The organism is Paenibacillus sabuli (assembly GCF_014705605.1).
GTDB lineage: Bacteria > Bacillota > Bacilli > Paenibacillales > Paenibacillaceae > Paenibacillus_D > Paenibacillus_D sabuli.
On record NZ_JACXIZ010000059.1, the window covers coordinates 21,092 to 39,410 of the forward strand.

The following is an 18,319-nucleotide window of genomic DNA, read 5'->3' on the forward strand; positions in this document are numbered from 1 at the left end:
TAGAGGGATGCCGTTCATTCTTACAAAGTCAGGTGCTGATAGCTATGTCTCATTCTACCTCCGTATCGCCTGCGGGTGCGCCCGGCGCGCTTGCGCCGGACAACGACCCGTGGGATCCCATCGACGCGCTGCGCCGGTACGGCCGGCATCGGCTAACCAGTGTGGAGATGACCGTTTCCAACCTTTGCAATATGCGCTGCGAGCACTGCGCGGTCGGCGATACGCTCGTCTGGCGGGAGCCGGGCAAGCTGCCCTTGGCGCACATGCTGCGGCGGCTGGACGAGGTCGAGCACTTGCAGACGATCTCGATTACCGGGGGCGAGCCTTCGTTTGCGGCGTCCACGATGAAGGACTATATCTTGCCGCTGCTGCGTTATGCGCGGGAGCGCGGCGTGCGCACACAGATCAATTCGAATCTGACGCTCGATTACGACCGGTACGAGCCGCTGCTCGCCGACCTCGACGTCATGCATATTTCGTTCAATTACCGCGATGCGGATGATTTTCATCACATCGGCTTCGCCCGTTCGCCGCACCCGCCGCCCCGGGAGGCCGCGGCCAGATTATACGAGCGCATGATTGCTAATGCGCGCCGGCTCAGCGACGGGGGGATGCTCGTCTCGGCCGAGTCGATGATCAATTACCGCACGCATCTTCATATCGATGCAATTCATCGGCTGATCGTGGAGATGGGCTGCAAGCGGCACGAGGTGCATCCGATGTACCCGAGCGCATTCGCCGCCGATCTGCCGATGCTGAGCCGCGAGGATATGGCGGCCGCGATCGAGCGGCTGCTGGCTTCACGCGATCGGAGCGTCTGGATGCTGTTCGGGACGCTGCCGTTCTATGCCTGCAGCGCGTCGCCCTCCGAGCGGGAGCTGCTCCGGAGGCTGCGCGAGACCGAGGGCGTCACGGTGCGCAACGACCCCGACGGACGCAACCGGCTCAACGTCAATTTGTTCACAGGAGATGTGTTCGTGACCGATTTCTCCGACGTGCCGGCCTTTGGCAATATCGGATCCGACCGGCTCGACGCGCTGTTCGAGCGCTGGCTCGGCAGCGAGCTGGCGCGCAGCGTCAGCTGTCATTGTCCGGCCGCCGATTGTTGCGGACCGAACCTGCTTGTCAAGGAGATGTATTACCGGGAGACCGATTTTAGCGTCCGCCAAGCGGTACTCTGATCGACGGGCTTCGCCGAATAAGGCGAAGCCCGTTTTTTGCGCTGCGCTCCGATCGGGCGATAGCGGCTTATTTTGAACGGACATGCACGAAGTCTGGGCATTCGCATAGGATAGGTAAAGGGAACCGAGTGCGAAAGGAGCGATGGCGAGCCGTGAACAACAATCAGTGCCGGGTATATTACCCGTTTGTCGGACCGTTCGATCCGTGTCCGCCGATTCGAGTCAAGACCTATGTCGTCCCGCCCAATCAGTTCATACCGTTCCAGCCGATGAACCTGCCGCAGTATCCGCTGCCGGAAGCGTTGCGCCGCGGTACGCTCTGGCCTGCGCTGTTCAGCCCGTATCCATGCCCGCCAGTCGGTAAAGGAGGCGGCGACTATTGAGCACACAGACGTTGGATGAGCAATATTATGCGCAATTGCTGCAGCTGCAGCAATACGATTTTGCGCTGGTCGAGCTGACGCTGTTTCTCGATACGCATCCGAACGACATGCAGGCGCTCCAGCAATTCAATCAACTGGCGCAGCAGCGGCGGCAATGCGCGCAGCAATTCGAGCAGCAATACGGCCCGCTGCTGCAATTCGGTCAGAGCTATTCGCGTTATCCTTGGCAATGGGCCCAGCAGCCCTGGCCATGGCAGGTGTAGTCCAGGCGCTACTCCCGGCCGATGAGGCGGCTGGCAGAGCGTGGCCGCTGCCGGTCCTGCAACGCCAAAAAGACGATCCGGCGGCTGCACACAAGCTGCATATGGAGGGTGAGGGCATGTGGATTTATGAGAAAAAGCTGCAATACCCGGTGCGGGTAAGCAAATGCGACCCGCGCATGGCGAAATTCCTGGCCGAGCAGTACGGCGGCGCGGACGGCGAGCTCGCTGCGGCGCTGCGTTACCTCAATCAGCGCTACACGATTCCGGATCAGGTCATTGGGTTGCTGACGGATATCGGCACCGAAGAGTTCGCGCATCTGGAGATGATTGCGACGATGATCTACAAGCTGACCAAGGACGCCACGCCGAAGCAGCTGGAAGAAGCCGGACTGGGCGCGCATTTTGCCAGCCACGACAGCGCGCTTTTCTACAACAACGCAGCGGGCGTGCCCTGGACGGCGGCTTACATTCAGGCCAAGGGCGATCCGCTCGCCGATCTGTACGAGGATATCGCAGCCGAGGAGAAGGCACGGGCTACATATCAGTGGCTAATCGACATGACCGACGATGTCGACTTGCAGGACAGTCTGAAATTTTTGCGCGAACGCGAGGTTGTGCACGCGATGCGCTTCAAGGAGGCGGTCCAACTGATCGTCGACGACCGGGAACAGAAGAAGGTGTACTGATCCCGGAGTGGCAACGCTGCCCTGCAGCAGGCATCTTCCTTGAGACGGAGGTGCCTGACCTGGCGGGTTTCGTTGTTGTGTCCAACGTCCCGATTGTGGACAAGCATGGCGAGGATTTGTACCCTTGGTCTGATTGTCGGCTCAATGGTTTAGTATTAAACTTTTAATGAAGAATGTGCAGCGGTCTATGTGCTGAAGAGAGAAAAGGAGATGGAACGATGAAAAAGAAAGTCCTCGTCGGTGTGATGAGCGCTTCGCTGCTGCTTAATGTCGGCATCGGCGCATTTGCAGCGACCAATTTGCAGGAGATCAAGGCGTATTTGAATCCAGACTTGAAGATCAAATACGACGGCGTGCCCGTACAGCTCAAGGATGGCAACGGCTCGGTTGTCGCGCCAATTACTTACAACAATACGACGTATTTGCCGCTTCGCTCGATTTCCGAGCTGGTCGGCATCGGCGTCAAGTTCGACAATACGACCAAAACCGTGCTGCTTGGGCAATCCGGCGAAGGCGTCTCCATCGCCGCCGAGGAGCACGACAGCTCGCATCTGACGCGTGATTCGGCACAGACGACGTACAAGGGAACAACCTATAACGAAGCGTATTATAACGAAAATGGCGGCACGATTATCTTGTATCCAGAAACCAAGTACACGCTGCTCAAGCTGCGGTTCGCCGCCATTGGCGAGGGCGAGCGCGAAATCATCATCAAGGATCTTGATCGCAACACGACGCTTAAAACGGAAACCGTCGGCATCGAGGACGGCATGATGACGATTGAAGCGAATATTTCCAATGTGGATACGATTTCCGTTTCCGTATCGGGCGGCGGCTACCTGATTCCGGTCTCGACCTCCACATACCACTAATACACTCTCTGTGACCAAAACGCAGAGCGCCCGATGCCGAGTCTGGCATTCGGGCGCTCTGCGTTTATTTGTCGGCCTTTGCGTCCTTTGCGTCCTTCTGGCGATACAGCCACAGCGCGTATTCAAGCGGCCGAATGAGCGCGTTGCGATACGTCGCCTGCTCGCCTGCGCGGGCGAACACTTCGCGGGCCGGCTTCGGATTAACCTCCAGCAGCCAGATATGGCCGTTGCGGTCAATCGCCAGATCAAGCGCGAGCTCGCAGAGCGCCTCGTAGGAGGCTTCCAGATGCTCTGCAATCTGCACGCCGAGCTCGGCGGCGCGCTCCTCGACCTGCGCCGTCGAGCCTTCTTTGTCCAACCAGCTCTTGAGCAGCGTCCGCATCTGCACGGCGCGTCCACCGCCGTGCAGGTTGGAGGTCACGCTCCCTTTGGCGCCGATGCGGGCGGCGCATCCGGTGAGCTGCCAGCGCCCTTCGCCGTTCTTTTGCACGAGCATGCGGTAGTCGTGCACACGGCCGCTGGGCAGCGTCAGCTCGATGCCCTGCTGGATGATGTATCGCTGTCCTTTCAGATCCCAGCGCGCCAGTCGGCTCAGCATACGCTCGGCGGAGACGCGCTCGGGTCGAATGATGCGTCTGGCGTGGTCGCGCCCCTGCAGCAGCCAGGTGCTGCCGCTGCGCTGCTCGAGCCGGGCGATGCCGCGGCCGCCGGTGCCGTTGATTGGCTTGAGATAGAGCAGATTGTACGTGCGAGCCGCCTCGGCGATGTCGGCGGTGCGCTCGACGATCCGGGTGTGCGGCAGATGCGGACGGAAGCGCTTCTCCTTGCTGAGCGTCTGGTACACTGTCCACTTGTTGCGCATCGGCCGATTCAAAAATTGCAAATGGCTGTACTTGGCGCGAAACCGCTTGAGCTGCTCGAACCGCTGGCTGCGCTGGATGCGGCAGCGGTCGTAGATCAGCATCGGAAATGGCCGCCAGCTGCGGCTCCAACGGCCGCTTCGGGGATCGTATTGCAAGGCGTGAATGCGGCCCGAAGCGTCATGGACGTCCTGTGGCGTGAACACGTACACGTCCAGTCCGAGCGCGCGGCCGGCCGTGATCATGCGCTGATAGACGGCCCGCTCCTCCAGCGTGCGCTTGCCATTAAGATAGAGCGTCAGAATGCCGAGTACAGGTTGCGTCATATCTCAACCTCCCTTCGGGCGGACGACCCGGCGCCGAACGTTACCGAGTCCAGGTTCTGCATCGCTCATGCACCTCCCGATTTTCCGACGCGCTGCTTGATTAGATACAAGCCGTAGTGATAAATGCGTTCCAGCGACTTTTTGCGTATATGCGGCTCGTCGAACTTCATCGGCTTGGCATTGGCCTCGAAAAACCAGATATGTCCGGTGGCGTCGACCCCCAGGTCCATGGACATTTCGCCGAGCTGGTGGCCGCTCGCGCGCTCGATCTGTCGGGCGATCAGCAGAGCCGTATTTTTTACCTTCACGAAAATGCGGTGCGCCTGCTCTTGGCCGAAGGCATGGCTGAGCATCCGCTCCGGATCCTCGATGCTGCCGCCCCGCGGCACATGCGTCGTAATGCTGGAGGAGCCGGCCAGGCGCGCCCCGATGCCGGTGATGTCCCATTGCCCGCGACCGTTCTTCTGGACAAGCGCCCGCAGGTCGAACTGCCGATCCTTGTAGGAGGCCAGCTCGATGCCTTGCTGCGCGATATACGGCTCCTTTCCGCTCTGTTTTTTGATGCGGGCCCACAGCTGCGCCAGGCTGGCGCAGCGGTAGGTCACGCTTTTGCGTTTTTCCTGAATTTTGAGGCGGTAGGGCATCGATTTTTCCGGCTGGATCAGGATCGTCATGATGCCCATGCCCGCTTTGCCGCTTACTGGCTTGAGGTACAAAAAAGCGTGCTTGCGCAGCATGCGCGACAGGCCGGCCCGGGAGACCAGTCGCCTCGTGGACGGCGTGAAGGGCCGGGTAGTGCGCGAGAGCTTGAGCCACTCGAACAACGTCCATTTATCGAAGAAGGCCGGATTGAACATGCGAATATCGCGCCGCTTCAGGACTGCTGCAAGCTTACGCTGCACCGCAGGCTGCACCTCATCCTCGCGCAGCGGGATACGGTTGTAGATGATATCGGGCAGCGGAAAGCTGCGGTGATACCAGGTCTGCGTCGACTCGGAGAAGACAAAGCCCTTGACGCGCTGCTTGCTCAGCTTCAGATTTTTGGTGGTCAGCACATAAGAGACAAAGCCGATTTCTTTGCCGGTTCGCAGCAGGTCGGCAAAATTGTTGCGATTGCCGCGAAAAAAATGCACATCGTCGTCAACTGTCAAAATGGCCAGGACGGGCTTGGTGCTAGCGACTTCGCCGATTTGGCGCTCGTGGTTCAGCCCAACGGCCATCACATATCCCTCCTCCGGAACCGGCTCAGGTACAGACAATGCTCAAGAATATATGCAAGTGAAGCGCGTCCCTGTTCCTTGAGCGCGGGATGCTTGAAGATCGAGCGTCCGGGCTTGGCATTGGCTTCGAACATGTAGACCTCGCCTTCCTTGTCGATGCCGATATCCAGTCCCAGCTCCCCGAGCATATGCGAGTAATTGCGCTCAATCGCTTCGGAAAGTTTGATCGCCACCTTCTTGGCGTAGAGCAGCACCTCGTCTGCCTTGTCGCCGAACGTGCGGCGCAGCGCGTGCTCGGGCGTCATCAGCGAGCCCCCGTTGCGGATATGCGTCGTGACGCTGCCGCGGCCTGCTTTTTTGGCGCCAATGCCGACCGGTACCCACTCGTTTTTGCCGTTCTTGTGCATATGGAAGCGGAAGTCGATCGGGCAACCGTCGATCTCGATGAGCCGGACCCCCTGCTGGACGACATAGCGCCGCAAGCCGCGTCCGTGCCTTGCATTGAGCATTCGCGATAGGCTGGCAAACGTATTGAAGCGCAGCAGCACGTTGCTGCCGGAGCGGCGATAACGGGCGAAATAGCCCCGCTTCGGATGATACGTCAGCCGGTAGATCCCGTTGCCGAGACTGCCCGCGGTCGGCTTGTAATACAGGAACTGGTGCTTTTCCAGCATCTCCTTCATCTTTTCCGAGTTCGGATTGGATACGGATTCGGGCATATGGCGGGCGGCTTCGACATCCCCGTCCAGCAGATGATACACGTCGGATTTGTTGAAGAAGCTCCAGTTGAAGAACGGTATTTTTTTGCGGATGAATCGCTCGCGCAGCGAGGTGATGGACGTCGTCGTCTCCGCCTTGCGGCTCGGCAGGCGATTGTACACGACATCCGGCAGCGGCACGCTTCTGCGATACCAGCTGCCATCGCCGTTGAGGAAGTACCCGTAGACCCTTTCCGCCTGCCAATCGATGTCGCGCGGCGTGAAGGCGAACATATAGGCTTTGTTGGCGCCAAGTCGCAGCAGTTGCTTGATGAAGCCGGTGCGCGAGCCGAAGGGCATGCCCGTCGAACGGAGGCCGGCATCGGTGAGTACGCCGATCAGCGGGCCGAGTTGCACCTCGTCCTCGCCGCTATTGGACACGTACACATGACCCGATTTCGGAATGCGGATGCTCTGGCGAAGCCCGCTCGGCAAGTACATATGATAGCCGGCGCGCTTGATCGGCCGCACTGCCGTCGTCACGACTTCTTTTCCCAGCTTGAGTTGCACGCTTTTTTTGCCTGTCAGCCGCAGCTGCTTGATCAGTGGACGGGAGAGGTAGACGGCCTTCTTGCCTTGCTGGGAAAAGTGAACGTTGCAGATCGTCAAACTCATGAATGAACCTCCTGAACGTTTTCGGCTTGAAAACGTGTTTCGATGAAAGACAAAGCAGGTTGTCGGCTGCATAAATAGTGTGCATAGGCAAGCGGCTGCAGCATCGCAGAAGCTTCAAAATCCGACTCCGCTCCGGCGCTGAACGCCTGGTGACCCGGCTTGGAATTGGCCTCAAGCAGCCAGAGTCGCCCCTCGGGCTCGAGACCGTAATCGAGGCCGAATTCGCAGCTGCGGCCGTAGGCCTGCTCGAGGCGACGGGCGATTGCCAGGCTCAGCTCTTCGATTCGAGCGCACGCATTGGACGCCGCGCGCGCACCGAGCAGCCGGGGCAGTGCGTCAAGGGCCGGTTCGGCCGAGCCGCCGCCGTGCAGATTCGCCGTCAACGAGCCCGGCTGGCCGAGGCGGACGACCTGACCGGTGAGCCGCCATTGTCCGCGTCCGTCTTTTTGCACGAGTGCGCGCACGTCGAACGGTCGTCCCCGGGCGTCGCTCAGCTCCAAATAGCGCTGCACGAGGTAGCGCCTCCTGCCCATGATGCGCTCCAATTCGGCCGTCAGCGCCTCGAATTGTTCGAATCGGAGCCGCAGCGGCGCATTGGCGCTGTTGCGGCCCCACAGCTCCCACCGCCCGCGATCGCGTTCGAGCCGCACGCGCAGCACGCCCCGGCCTTGCATCCCGCCGTTGGGCTTGAGCACGATCGCCCGGCTGCGCCCGAGCAGCTGCACTAGCTGATCCGAGCCGCGGTAGGGCACGGTCGGCGGCAGCAGCGGGTCGCCGGCCGGCCAGCGCCGCAGCGTGCGGTAGACCTCGAGCTTGCCGGGGAGCCTCGAGCCGAGCACTGGTATGCCTTGGCGCTCGGCCGCACCGCCGAGCAGACGGCTGAGCGCCAGCAGCTCTGATCCGGAGCGGGCAAAGTAGCGATCGTACACGACGTCGGGACGGACGACAGGACCAAATTGCCAGGCGCCGGCCTCGAGCGTGTAGCCTTGCATGCGCGGACTGCGCGGACCGCTGTTTTGCGGCGACAGCACAATCGCCCGCATGCCGTAGGCCGGAGCAGCCTCGCAGAGCGCCCGGCAGAGCCGATCCTCGGGCAAGCGCGCCGGCGCGTCGACCCGATGCTCCCGCTCTAGCCGAACGACAATTCCAAGCGTCCAAGGCTTTTTTTTCATGGGTGCCTCCCAGGTGTCAGAAGCCGGTTAAATAACGGGCATACTGAATCATCAGCTTGACGGACGGACGAATTTTTTGATCGGCGCTCAGCGGCGTGTTGTCGTTTTTGGATGGCTTGGAATTCACCTCGAGCAACCAGACGCGGCCGCTGGCGTCCAGCGCCAGATCGATGCCCAGCTCGCCGAAATGCGCCGGGATATGAGTGTCCACGCCGCGCGCGATGTCGAGGGCGGCCCGCTGCAAGCGGCCGGCCGCCTCTTTTTTGGCATGACCGGACAGATTTGATTTGGCGATGGCGTCGCTGACCGGGCTGAGCTTGCCGCCGCGCGCCAGATTCGAGACAAAGTGCTGGCTGCCGGCAATTCGCGCGACGATGGAGGTCAGCCCCCAAGCGCCGGTCGACGTCTTTTGCACCAGTGCGCGAAAATCGACCGGCCGCTTTTGCACCTCCATCAGTTGGAGGCCTTGCTGCATTTGATAGCGAACGGTCTTCAGCTTGCCCGAAAGACTTGCGAATAGTTTGGCGGCGCTGGCATACGTCTGCTTGCGCGTGCCGATCGGCGTCGTGTGCAAGGCGTGCAGCGTGCCGTCCTCGCCGCGCGTGATGCGAATGATGCCCTTGCCGAGGCTGCCGCGCACCGGCTTCAGGAAGACCGTGGCATATCTGGCGCACATCGCTTTGAGCATGGAGTAATTACGCAGCATATGCGATTCCGGCAGGTAACGGTGCACGCCGGAATCGCGTCGCAGCGCGTCGAAGACTTCCGTCTTGTCGAGAAACTTTTCGTTGAACAGTTGCGTTTGATACCGCGATTTGACTTCCTTCAAAAAGTGCTGCAGACTCGGTTTATTTTCCAACTTGCGCGAGGTCAGCCTGTTGTTGATCACGTCTGCGATCGGCACCTCCGTGCGTCGCCATCCACCACCGTACACCCAGGCCTGAAGCGAGCTGGTGCTGCTGCCGACGTGGCCGGGCGTAAAAAAATAGACATAGGCCCCTTGCTTGCGACAGGCATCGACGAGTTCTTTGCAAAATAACGTAATGGTGCCGAAGGGGCGTTCGCGCACACCCGGAAAATCGCGGCTGATCAGCACGCCGATCACAGGCCCGAGCGACAACGTCATCGTCTGCGGACGGAAATGCATGCGCAATGTGGCCGCGCCGTGCAGGCCCATTCGCCGGGCCAGGGTCGGGCCGATGCGCATGCCGTTAAGGCGGCGAACCGGCATGATTTTGACATGCTGCCGGAACGAGCCGAACTTGAAGATGACAGGCTGCCCCTGCGGGATTTTCCACTGCTTGAGGTAATTCTCGCCGAGCATCAGCGCATCCTCGGAGAGATTGTCGCTCCCGATGACTTGTACGGCGACTTTCGTTTTGATCATGACTGCGCTCCTTCCAACCAGCAAAAAATGGCGCCTGTGAAGGTCTGGGGCCCTCGCGAATACTCCATCATATGAGGACATCTATCCCTTGGTGATTGGCCACCTTTTTCATTAGGCATCGCGATTCGCGCAAGCAAACTTGGCTTAGGGCATAACTTGGTGGTATGATCGAAGAAACGCATTGCAGGCGGGAGCGCGGCAACGCGTGCAGGAGCTTGGAGGGGATCGGATGAATCTGTACGACAAGGCGTATGATCTGGCGAAAGCGCTGCGAGACAGCGAGGAGGTCACGGACCTGCGGACCGCAAGGGAAGCGGTCGAAGCCGATGGCGAGGCCAAAAAAATGATGGACGATTTTCGCGAGCGTCAGAACGGCCTGCAGCAGCTGATGATGAGCGGCGAGGAGCCGAGCGAGGACGACATGGAGACGATGAACAAGCTGTATGAAGTGCTCAGTCTTAATCCGTTGATCAACCGCCTGTTCGAAGCGGAGCGGAGATTCACCGTCATTTTTGACGATGTCAACAAAATCATTGGCGAAGCCCTCAAAAATGTATACGAATAACAGCATGGCACATAAAAGCGGGACAACGGGCATAGCTTAGTAGGGAAGGAAGGGGCGCTTCCCGCCGATGGACGGGCCCTGGAGAAAGGAGCTTCCCGCTATGCGAAGAGCCAAACGCCGGCATCTCATTCATCTGCTGCTGGCGATCGCGATGCTGGCCGTGGCCGTACCGCGTCTCGAATTCGACGCCGGCGCGCCGGCCGCTGTCTTCGGCCTGCTGTGGACGTCGTTCGCTCTGCTCGTCGTCGCTGCCAATCTGTATGCGCTGCTGGGTATGGACGAGGAAACCGCCCTGGCCCTTGCGCGTATCCGCAGGGCAAAGCGCGCGGCCTGGGAGCGACGCCTCGAGCAGGCGGTCGTAAGGCGCGGCGCGCGATCGTAAGCGGCGGATGGTCGTAAGCGATGCTGCGACGCCCCTCGGAACCCGGTTCCGAGGGGCGTTTTTGCGAGTCTCAAGACCCTCGTGGCGGGGTGGCCTCGTCGCTCGGCTGCCGGGTGTTATCCGTATCGGCGATGGGCGTGCAGCGGCAGCGTGACTGCGAATTGAATCCGGCCCCGTCCCCTCTCCCGCACCTCGACACGGCCGCCGTATCCGTCCGTCAGATCGCGCACGATCGCCAGTCCCAGGCCGGAATGAGGACCGCCCTTGGTCGTATAGCCGGGCGTGAACATCATCCTCCGGCGTTCGTCGGTCAGCCACTCACAATTGTTGGTCACCTCGAGCAGCAGATGGCCGTCCTCCGCCCGCAGACGCAGAGAGACACGGCGTTCATGCTCGGGCAGCTTGACCGTTTCATCGAAGGCGTTGTCGAGCAGATTGGCGATAATGCGGACAAGGTCGATATTGCGAATCGACTGCCAGGCAGGCGACAGCTCGATATCTTCGTATTGAAATTCGATGCGTCGCTCGGCTGCGGATGCCGCCTTGGCCTGGATCAGCGCCGAGACGGCGGAGGAAGGCCACAGGAGCTCTTTCGTTGTGCCTGATTGCAGATCATCTGCCACTTCATCGATGTAGCGCTTGAGCTGCTCGTGCTTGCCCATCGTGACCATAGCCGACATGACCTGCAGATGATTGGCGAAGTCGTGCCGCTGCCCGCGCAACGAGGTCAACACCTGCATGAGGTCGCCGACATAGCGATTCTGCGTGGCGCGGATCGCTTCGGAGCGGGTCTGGCTGATCAGACGAAGGGAGAGGTAGCTGATCGCGACCATCGTCGCGATGCCGAGTAGAAAAAGCACAGTGAACAAGGTGTCGAACTGCTGCGTAAGCTGGGTGGCTACATAGATAGCGGCCAATACGACCTGCACGAACACGGAAAGGAGAAAGACGTGCAGCAGACGATTGCGACTCTCCAGGATATAACGGCGGATGCGGATGCCCGGCGATCGCCCGCGCGTATGCATCCAATAGGCGAGTAGCCCGACTGCCGCAATAAAAGGCCACACGTACATCATATCCGAGGCCGGCCCGCTGCGGATCCGGTAAGGGTCGGCGAAGTGCGAGATCACCGACGCCGCAAGCAAATCAACGATGACGGTGAGGGTAAACATGGAAACGAGCACCATCAACCGGTCGCGCAGGCCGGCTCTTAGAAAAAAAACGTAGCTCAGCGCCAAAAAAGCCAGGGCGGAATTGAGAATGTGAAGAGGCGTCGGCAGCGCCAAAAAGGCCAGGTCCACATAGAGCGCGTAGACGACGGCAAAGGCGAGCAACCTCGGCAGCGCGCGCGGAATCGGAAAGCCCCAGAACACCAGGACGAACCAAAGGTGGATAAACGTTTGCGGAATTGATAGAAAAACCAAAACCGTCAATGACTGCATGATGTAGTCCATTCCGAGCGCTCCTTGCGGCCAACATGATTCTAACACCTACTTTACTTGTTTTCCAACCAAAATGGTAGGCTTTTTTTCGAGTAAAGCTTGTGCAATTCGCGTCAACTCGTGCTATTCTGTTACTCAATTGAATACGTTCTGCGCACGAAGCTGCGCAGCGAACCGGAAAGGAGCGTGAAGCGTTGGCGTCCAACCATTCGGAGCACGAAGCGGTGACAAAGCACGAAAAAATCATTCGTCACATCCAGGCGATGAAGATCGGCACCAAAATATCGGTGCGCCAAATTGCCAAGACGATGGAGGTCAGCGAGGGGACGGCTTACCGCGCTCTAAAGGAGGCGGAAAGCCGGGGCATTGTCAGTACGAAGGAGCGCATCGGCTCGGTGCGCATCGAAAAAAAACAGCGAGCTCAGCTTGACCGCCTGACATTCGCCGAGGTGACGGCGATCGTCGACGGGCAGGTGCTCGGCGGCGCGGGCGGGCTGGGCAAGACGCTGCACAGGGTCGTGATCGGGGCAATGGAGCTCGATGCGATGCTGTCCTACATTAATGCCGGCAGCCTGCTGATCGTCGGCAATCGGGAGAACGCTCACTACTGCGCGCTGGAGGAGGGGGCGGGAGTGCTGATCACCGGCGGCTTCGACACGAGCGAGCGCGTCAAGCAGCTCGCAGACAGCCGCGGCCTGCCGATCATCTCCTCCGGGCACGACACCTTCACCGTCGCCTCGATGATCAACCGGGCGATGTACGACCGGGTCATCAAGCGCAAAATTATGCTCATCGAAGACATCGTGGCGTTCGGTCGCGAGCTGGAGGCGCTGCGGATGAGCGATACGGTCGCGACCTTCGAGGCGCGCCAGCGCAGCTCGGGTCAGATGCGCTTCCCGGTGGTCGACGATTGGAATCGCGTGGTCGGCATACTGGCCGCCAAGGATGCGGCCGGGTCGCCGGCGGAGCAGACGGCGGACAAGCTGATGACGCGCAATCCCGTAACGGTGCGCCCGAATACGCCGATTACCTCGGCGGCGCATCTGATGGCGTCCGAAGGCATCGATCTGCTGCCCGTCGTCGACCGCCAGCGCAAGCTGCTCGCGGTCGTGCGCCGGCCCGAGGTGCTGGCCGCGATGAAATTCGCCAACGAGCAGCAGCAGTCCGGCGAGACGTACGACGAGCTGATGTGGAGCGGATTCGAGAAGGCGACCGGCGAAGGCGGCGAGACGAGCTACCGCGGGCATCTGGCGCCGCAGATGTCGGGCCCGCTGGGCACCGTGTCGGAGGGCGTGCTGCAGGCGCTGCTGCTGCAGGCGGCGCGGCTGCTCATTCGGAAGGCGGTCAGGCGCGATTACGTGCTGGAAGGGGTCACCACGTATTTCGTGCGGCCGATTCATATCGACAGCGAGGTGACCATTCTGCCGCGTCTGCTCGATATGAACCGCAAGTCGGCGAAGGCGGAGATCGAAATTGTGGACGAGGCCGGGCTGGCCGCCAAGGCGATGCTGACGGCACAGCTCATCGACCCGTATTAGAAAAGGCGCTTCATCGACTGGCATTGTAGAAGCTGTGGTTGCGCAGCCCGGCGAACAGGTTGAACAGGCCGAGCACGAGGAAGACCGCGCCGATGATCAGACGTACGGTGGAGCCACTGAAGACGAGCATCTGCACGAGCGCCATCAGGACGAGCATCGTGCCCATGCTGATATTCATGCGGGCGTTATTCAATCCGCGTCTGCGCGGATCGGCCTCGCGCCGATAGCGAATGCTGAACCACGCGGTCAGCACCAGCGCCGCGATAATTCCTGCGCCGAGCAGCCATTGGATGACAAGCATGCGGGTGGAACCTCCTTGGGCTTTCATTTCGTAATGCGTCTATTGTAGCATGGCCGTCACCCATTACGAAAGACGGGGCGGCGCCTAGTCCCGCTTGTGCACTCTGGCTTCGACCCACACGGTCAAGGTCGAGTCGACGACGAGCATCGTCCGCACGGTCACGATATAGTCGTCCTCCAGCACGCCGCCGGTACGACGGTCGACGGCGCCGCCGACATAGATCTTGCGGTCCAGCAGCATGCGCGCCAGCCGCGCATCGGAGCCGATATCGTAGACGCTCTTGCCGATGAAGACGCTGAGGTCCTCCTTGATGCGCCGCTTGAGCTCGGCCTCGGTGCGCGTGTCGATCGCGCTTCCGGCGGCCGAGCCCGTGCGAATCTCTTCGATATAGGGATGCACGGTCTTGATGACCGTGTGCTGGTGCTTGTACTCGTCGAGCAGCCGGATATCGTGATCGCGCTCCTCGATCATGCTGCTCAGTCCGTCGATCGTGCTGTGCAGGGCATTGAGCTGGTAATGATAGAGCGTGTTGAACAGGGCGGCGCCGGCGAGCATGCCGATCAAAAAAACGGCGCCGGCCAGCACGGTGCGGCGGTAGCGCTCAAACTGAGGCACGCGCATCGCTAGAGCGCCTCGGCGCCGATCAGCTTGATCAGCTCGGTGCCCATATGCGCGCCGAGGAAGGCGCTGAGGATGATGCAGATCTGCTGGACGACCGGGGAGAGATGGCCCTCGAGCATATTGGTCTCGATGACCCGCATCGGATCGATCGTCCCGCCCACGGCCGCGACGATCGCCCAGATCTTGAGCTTGTCAGCCGTATCAATCATCGCCGGTCCCGGCGCCTGGAAGACCAGCACGGAGCCGATCCCGGCCAGGAATGCGCCGCCGATCACCATTCCGAACGCAATGAAGAAATCAAGCATCGTCTTCGACAAAAAATAGTTCATGCCCTCCACGCTACCACCGCCTGTTCGGACGCCTGTCCGGATTGTATAGTTCATTTTATGGGCGGGTGCCCCCACATTATGATAAAATGATGGAAACAAGAACGGCAGGAAGGACAGGCTGCAATGAATCATTCCGAATCGTTCGTGCATCTGCACGTCCATAGCGAATACAGCCTGCTGGACGGCGCGGCGCGCACGCGCGCGCTGCCGGCGCGCGCCGCCGAGCTGGGCATGAAGGCGCTCGCCTTGACCGATCACGGCGTCATGTACGGCGCCGTGCCGTTCTACCAGGCTTGCGTCCAGCACGGCGTCAAGCCGATCATCGGCTGCGAGGTGTATCTGACCGCGGGCAGCCGTCACGAGCGTCCGGCGCGCAAGGACAGTCCGATTCATCATCTGATCCTGCTCGCCAAAGACCGCCGGGGCTATCGCAACCTGATGAAGCTGGTCTCGATCGGCCATCTCGAGGGCTTCCACTACAAGCCGCGCATCGACATGGAGGCGCTGGCGCGCCACCGCGAGGGCCTGATCTGCCTGAGCGCCTGTCTGAGCGGCGAGGTGCCGCATCATTTGCTCGCGGATCGCTACGAGGCTGCGCGCGCGGCTGCGCTGCGCTATCGCGAGCTGTTCGGCGACGATTATTATCTCGAGCTGCAGGATCACGGCCTGACCGAGCAAAAAAAGGCGGCCGCAGGTCTGATCCGGCTCGCGGAGGAGACCGGCATCGCGCTGGTCGTGACCAACGACGCCCACTATCTGAGGGCGGAGGACGCGGCCGTGCAGGATGTGCTGATTTGCATCGGGACGGGCAAGTCGGTGAGCGACGAGGATCGCTTCCGCATCGCCTCCGATCAGCTCTATCTCAAAAGCGGCGCGGAGATGGCGGCGCTGTATCGGCATGTGCCAGAAGCGCTGCGCAATACGCAGGCGATTGCCGACAAATGCAACCTTGAACTGGAGCTCGGTCAGGCGCGCTTGCCGATCTTCGATCCGCTGCCCGGGGGCATGGATTCCACAGCCTATCTGCGCCGGCTGTGCGAGCAAGGGCTGCGCGAGCGCTTCGCCGAGGATCCGCGGATGAAGGCGCAGGCGGGATTTGCGGAGGAGGCTGCCGAGCGCCTGGATTACGAGCTGAGGGTCATCCGCGAGATGGGCTACAGCGATTATTTCCTGATCGTCTGGGACTTCATCCGATACGCGCACGAGCGCGGCATCGGCACCGGACCGGGCCGCGGCTCCTCGGCCGGCAGTCTCGTCGCCTACGCGCTGCGCATCACCGACGTCGACCCGCTGCGCTACAAGCTGCTGTTCGAGCGCTTTCTCAATCCGGAGCGGATCTCGATGCCGGATATCGACATCGACTTCGACGACGAGCGCCGCGACGAGGTGATCGCCTATGTGACGGACAAGTACGGCGCGGCGCACGTCGCCCAGATCATCACCTTCGGGACGATGGCGGCGCGCGCCGCCGTACGCGATGTCGGCCGCGTCCTCGATCTGCCCTATGCCGACGTCGACCGCGCGGCCAAGCAGATTCCGCAGCAGCCGGGCATGACATTGGAGAAGGCGCTGGCGCGCAATCCGCAGCTGCAGCAGCTCGCAGACACCCACCCGGCCACGGCGCGCCTGCTGGAGATGGCCGCCAAGGTGGAGGGGATGCCTCGCCATGCCTCGACCCACGCGGCGGGCGTCGTCATCTCGCACGATCCGCTGACCGACCACGTGCCGCTGCAGCCGGGCGGCGAGCATGCCGCGCTGACGCAGTATGCGATGGAGCATCTGGAGGCGATCGGCCTGCTGAAGATGGACTTCCTCGGCCTGCGTACGCTCTCGATCCTGCGCCGCGCCGGCGGCTGGGTGCGGGAGCGGGAGCACGCCGAGGTCGACTTCGGCCTGATCGCGGACGACGATCCGCAGACCTATGCGATGCTCGGCCGCGGCGAGACGACCGGCGTATTCCAGATGGAGTCGGCGGGCATGCGCCGCGTGCTGCGGGAGCTGAGGCCGACAGGCTTCGAGGACATCGTCTCGGTGGTGGCGCTGTATCGTCCGGGTCCGATGGAGTTCATCCCGCAGTTCATCGCGTCCAAGCACGGACGATCCGAGGTGAGCTATCCGCATGCTTCGCTGGAGCCGATCCTCGCCGATACGTACGGCATCATCGTCTATCAGGAGCAGATCATGCAGATCGCGGCCGTGATGGCGGGCTTCTCGCTCGGCGAGGCGGACCTGCTGCGGCGCGCCGTATCCAAGAAGAAGCGCGAGGTGCTCGACGAGCAGCGGTCCCACTTCGTCAGCGGCAGCGAGCGTCAGGGCTATGCGGCCGAGGAGGCGAATCGCGTGTACGATATGATCGTGCGCTTCGCCGATTACGGCTTCCCCCGCGCGCATGCCGCGGCCTACGGCGTGCTGGCGTTCCGGACGGCGTGGTTCAAGGCGCATCATCCGGTGGCGTTTATGGCGGCGATGCTCGCCGCAGTCGCCGGCAACCAGCGCAAGACCGCCGAATATGTCGAGGAGTGCCGCCGCATGGGCATTCGCGTGCTGCCGCCGGACGTCGGGAGGAGCGGCGTCAATTTCGAGCCCGAGGACGGGGCGGTGCGCTTCGGGCTGGCGGCGATCAAGAACGTCGGCACCCATGCGATCGAGGAGCTGCTGCGGGCGCGGGCGGACGGTCCGTTCGCCTCGCTCGTCGATGTGTGCCGCCGCGTCGACCTGCGCGTCGTCAACAAGCGGGTGCTCGAGTCGCTGCTGCAGGCGGGAGCGGCCGACGGGCTGCCGGGTCACCGCGCGCAGCTGCTGGCAGCTCTGGACGAGACGGTGGAGGCGGCGCAGAAGTGGCGCCGTCAGCGCGAGGAGCTGCAGATCGAGATGTTCGGCTTCGAGGAGGTCCAGAATTGGGACGTGGAGCTGCCCGAGGTGCCGCCGCTGACGTCCGGGCAGCAGCTCGAATACGAGCGCGAACTGCTCGGCCTCTATCTCTCCGGCCATCCGCTCGATGAATACGCCGAGGAGCTGGAGGCGCTCGGCGCGGCGCGGATGATCGAGCTGGCCGACAAGCCCGAGGGCGCGCACGTCGTGGTCGCGGCGCGCATCGTCACGATGAAGCCGTTCACGACCAAGAAGGGCCAGGCGATGGCGTTCCTCGGCGTGGAGGACCGGATCATGCATGTGGAGGCCGTCGTCTTCCCCTCGGTCTGGAAGCGCTGCGCGGAGCAGCTCGCCAAGGGAGGCCTGGCGCTGCTGCATGCGGCCGTCCAGCACGAGGACGAGGAGGTCAAGCTGCTCGTCGAGGATGCGCAGGCGCGGCCGACGGACGACCTGACCGGCGCGGCGCGTCGGCTGCTCGGCCAGGCGCGCCGTGCGGGGCGGCCGCCCCGCGCGGCCGCTGCGGAACCGGGCGAATCCCGCAGCCGCC

The 18,319-nt window shown here is 61.7% G+C and carries 18 protein-coding genes; 9 read left to right on the top strand and 9 right to left on the bottom strand.

What is annotated here, in order from left to right; all coding sequences use genetic code 11:
- The first annotated feature begins 44 nt into the window (after positions 1–44).
- From yfkAB to IDH44_RS23940, 5 genes are all read left to right on the top strand, one after another.
- Positions 45–1,181 carry a radical SAM/CxCxxxxC motif protein YfkAB gene (gene yfkAB, locus IDH44_RS23920; RefSeq protein WP_190921352.1) on the top strand — a complete coding sequence of 379 codons (1,137 nt, stop codon included), beginning with the start codon at positions 45–47 and terminating at the stop codon, positions 1,179–1,181.
- A gap of 152 nt (positions 1,182–1,333) precedes the next feature.
- Complete coding sequence (locus tag IDH44_RS23925; protein ID WP_190921353.1) at positions 1,334–1,564, top strand: spore coat associated protein CotJA; 231 nt, start codon at positions 1,334–1,336, stop codon at positions 1,562–1,564.
- Positions 1,561–1,827, top strand: coding sequence for a spore coat protein CotJB (locus tag IDH44_RS23930; RefSeq protein WP_190921354.1), 267 nt, complete (start codon positions 1,561–1,563; stop codon positions 1,825–1,827). The genes IDH44_RS23925 and IDH44_RS23930 overlap by 4 nt, the downstream gene beginning before the upstream one ends.
- 116 nt (positions 1,828–1,943) lie before the next feature.
- Positions 1,944–2,513, top strand: a complete 570-nt coding sequence (locus IDH44_RS23935) for a manganese catalase family protein (protein WP_190921366.1) — start codon at positions 1,944–1,946, stop codon at positions 2,511–2,513.
- A gap of 218 nt (positions 2,514–2,731) precedes the next feature.
- Positions 2,732–3,385 (top strand): stalk domain-containing protein, encoded by a 654-nt coding sequence (locus IDH44_RS23940; protein WP_190921355.1) that lies wholly within the window; start codon positions 2,732–2,734, stop codon positions 3,383–3,385.
- 64 nt (positions 3,386–3,449) lie between these two features.
- Here IDH44_RS23940 and IDH44_RS23945 read toward each other — a convergent pair whose 3' ends face one another.
- The 5 genes from IDH44_RS23945 to IDH44_RS23965 form a co-directional block, all read right to left on the bottom strand.
- Positions 3,450–4,571: a YheC/YheD family endospore coat-associated protein gene (locus IDH44_RS23945; protein ID WP_190921356.1), complete on the bottom strand. Its 1,122-nt coding sequence runs from the start codon at positions 4,569–4,571 to the stop codon at positions 3,450–3,452.
- 65 nt (positions 4,572–4,636) lie between these two features.
- Complete coding sequence (locus IDH44_RS23950; RefSeq protein ID WP_190921357.1) at positions 4,637–5,791, bottom strand: YheC/YheD family endospore coat-associated protein; 1,155 nt, start codon at positions 5,789–5,791, stop codon at positions 4,637–4,639.
- Positions 5,791–7,164, bottom strand: a complete 1,374-nt coding sequence (locus tag IDH44_RS23955) for a YheC/YheD family endospore coat-associated protein (protein WP_190921358.1) — start codon at positions 7,162–7,164, stop codon at positions 5,791–5,793. The genes IDH44_RS23950 and IDH44_RS23955 overlap by 1 nt, the downstream gene beginning before the upstream one ends.
- The gene (locus IDH44_RS23960) at positions 7,161–8,336 is read right to left on the bottom strand and encodes a YheC/YheD family endospore coat-associated protein (protein WP_190921359.1); all 1,176 of its coding nucleotides are present in this window, start codon (positions 8,334–8,336) and stop codon (positions 7,161–7,163) included. The genes IDH44_RS23955 and IDH44_RS23960 overlap by 4 nt, the downstream gene beginning before the upstream one ends.
- A 16-nt stretch (positions 8,337–8,352) precedes the next feature.
- Positions 8,353–9,723 carry a YheC/YheD family endospore coat-associated protein gene (locus IDH44_RS23965; protein ID WP_190921360.1) on the bottom strand — a complete coding sequence of 457 codons (1,371 nt, stop codon included), beginning with the start codon at positions 9,721–9,723 and terminating at the stop codon, positions 8,353–8,355.
- A 229-nt stretch (positions 9,724–9,952) separates the two neighbouring features.
- Between IDH44_RS23965 and IDH44_RS23970 the strand changes: the two genes are divergently transcribed.
- Positions 9,953–10,288: a YlbF family regulator gene (locus IDH44_RS23970; RefSeq protein WP_190921367.1), complete on the top strand. Its 336-nt coding sequence runs from the start codon at positions 9,953–9,955 to the stop codon at positions 10,286–10,288.
- Between the two features lie 100 nt (positions 10,289–10,388).
- Positions 10,389–10,670 (top strand): hypothetical protein, encoded by a 282-nt coding sequence (locus tag IDH44_RS23975; RefSeq protein WP_223869989.1) that lies wholly within the window; start codon positions 10,389–10,391, stop codon positions 10,668–10,670.
- A gap of 116 nt (positions 10,671–10,786) precedes the next feature.
- Here IDH44_RS23975 and IDH44_RS23980 read toward each other — a convergent pair whose 3' ends face one another.
- Entirely contained in the window at positions 10,787–12,124 is a 1,338-nt protein-coding gene (locus IDH44_RS23980) for a sensor histidine kinase (protein ID WP_190921361.1), read from the bottom strand.
- A gap of 251 nt (positions 12,125–12,375) precedes the next feature.
- On the opposite strand from IDH44_RS23980, the gene IDH44_RS23985 reads away from it, so the two are divergent.
- Positions 12,376–13,650 carry a DRTGG domain-containing protein gene (locus IDH44_RS23985; RefSeq protein WP_190921369.1) on the top strand — a complete coding sequence of 425 codons (1,275 nt, stop codon included), beginning with the start codon at positions 12,376–12,378 and terminating at the stop codon, positions 13,648–13,650.
- 10 nt (positions 13,651–13,660) lie between these two features.
- On the opposite strand, the gene IDH44_RS23990 is transcribed toward IDH44_RS23985, so the two are convergent.
- The 3 genes from IDH44_RS23990 to IDH44_RS24000 form a co-directional block, all read right to left on the bottom strand.
- A complete protein-coding gene (locus IDH44_RS23990) occupies positions 13,661–13,951 on the bottom strand; it encodes a YtpI family protein (RefSeq protein ID WP_190921362.1) in 291 nt (96 codons plus the stop codon).
- An 84-nt stretch (positions 13,952–14,035) separates the two neighbouring features.
- A complete protein-coding gene (locus tag IDH44_RS23995; protein WP_190921363.1) occupies positions 14,036–14,572 on the bottom strand; it encodes a hypothetical protein in 537 nt (178 codons plus the stop codon).
- A 2-nt stretch (positions 14,573–14,574) separates the two neighbouring features.
- A complete protein-coding gene (locus tag IDH44_RS24000; RefSeq protein ID WP_190921370.1) occupies positions 14,575–14,901 on the bottom strand; it encodes a YtrH family sporulation protein in 327 nt (108 codons plus the stop codon).
- Between the two features lie 123 nt (positions 14,902–15,024).
- Between IDH44_RS24000 and IDH44_RS24005 the strand changes: the two genes are divergently transcribed.
- On the top strand, positions 15,025–18,319 hold a 3,295-nt coding region (locus IDH44_RS24005), incomplete at its 3' end, for a DNA polymerase III subunit alpha (RefSeq protein ID WP_190921364.1).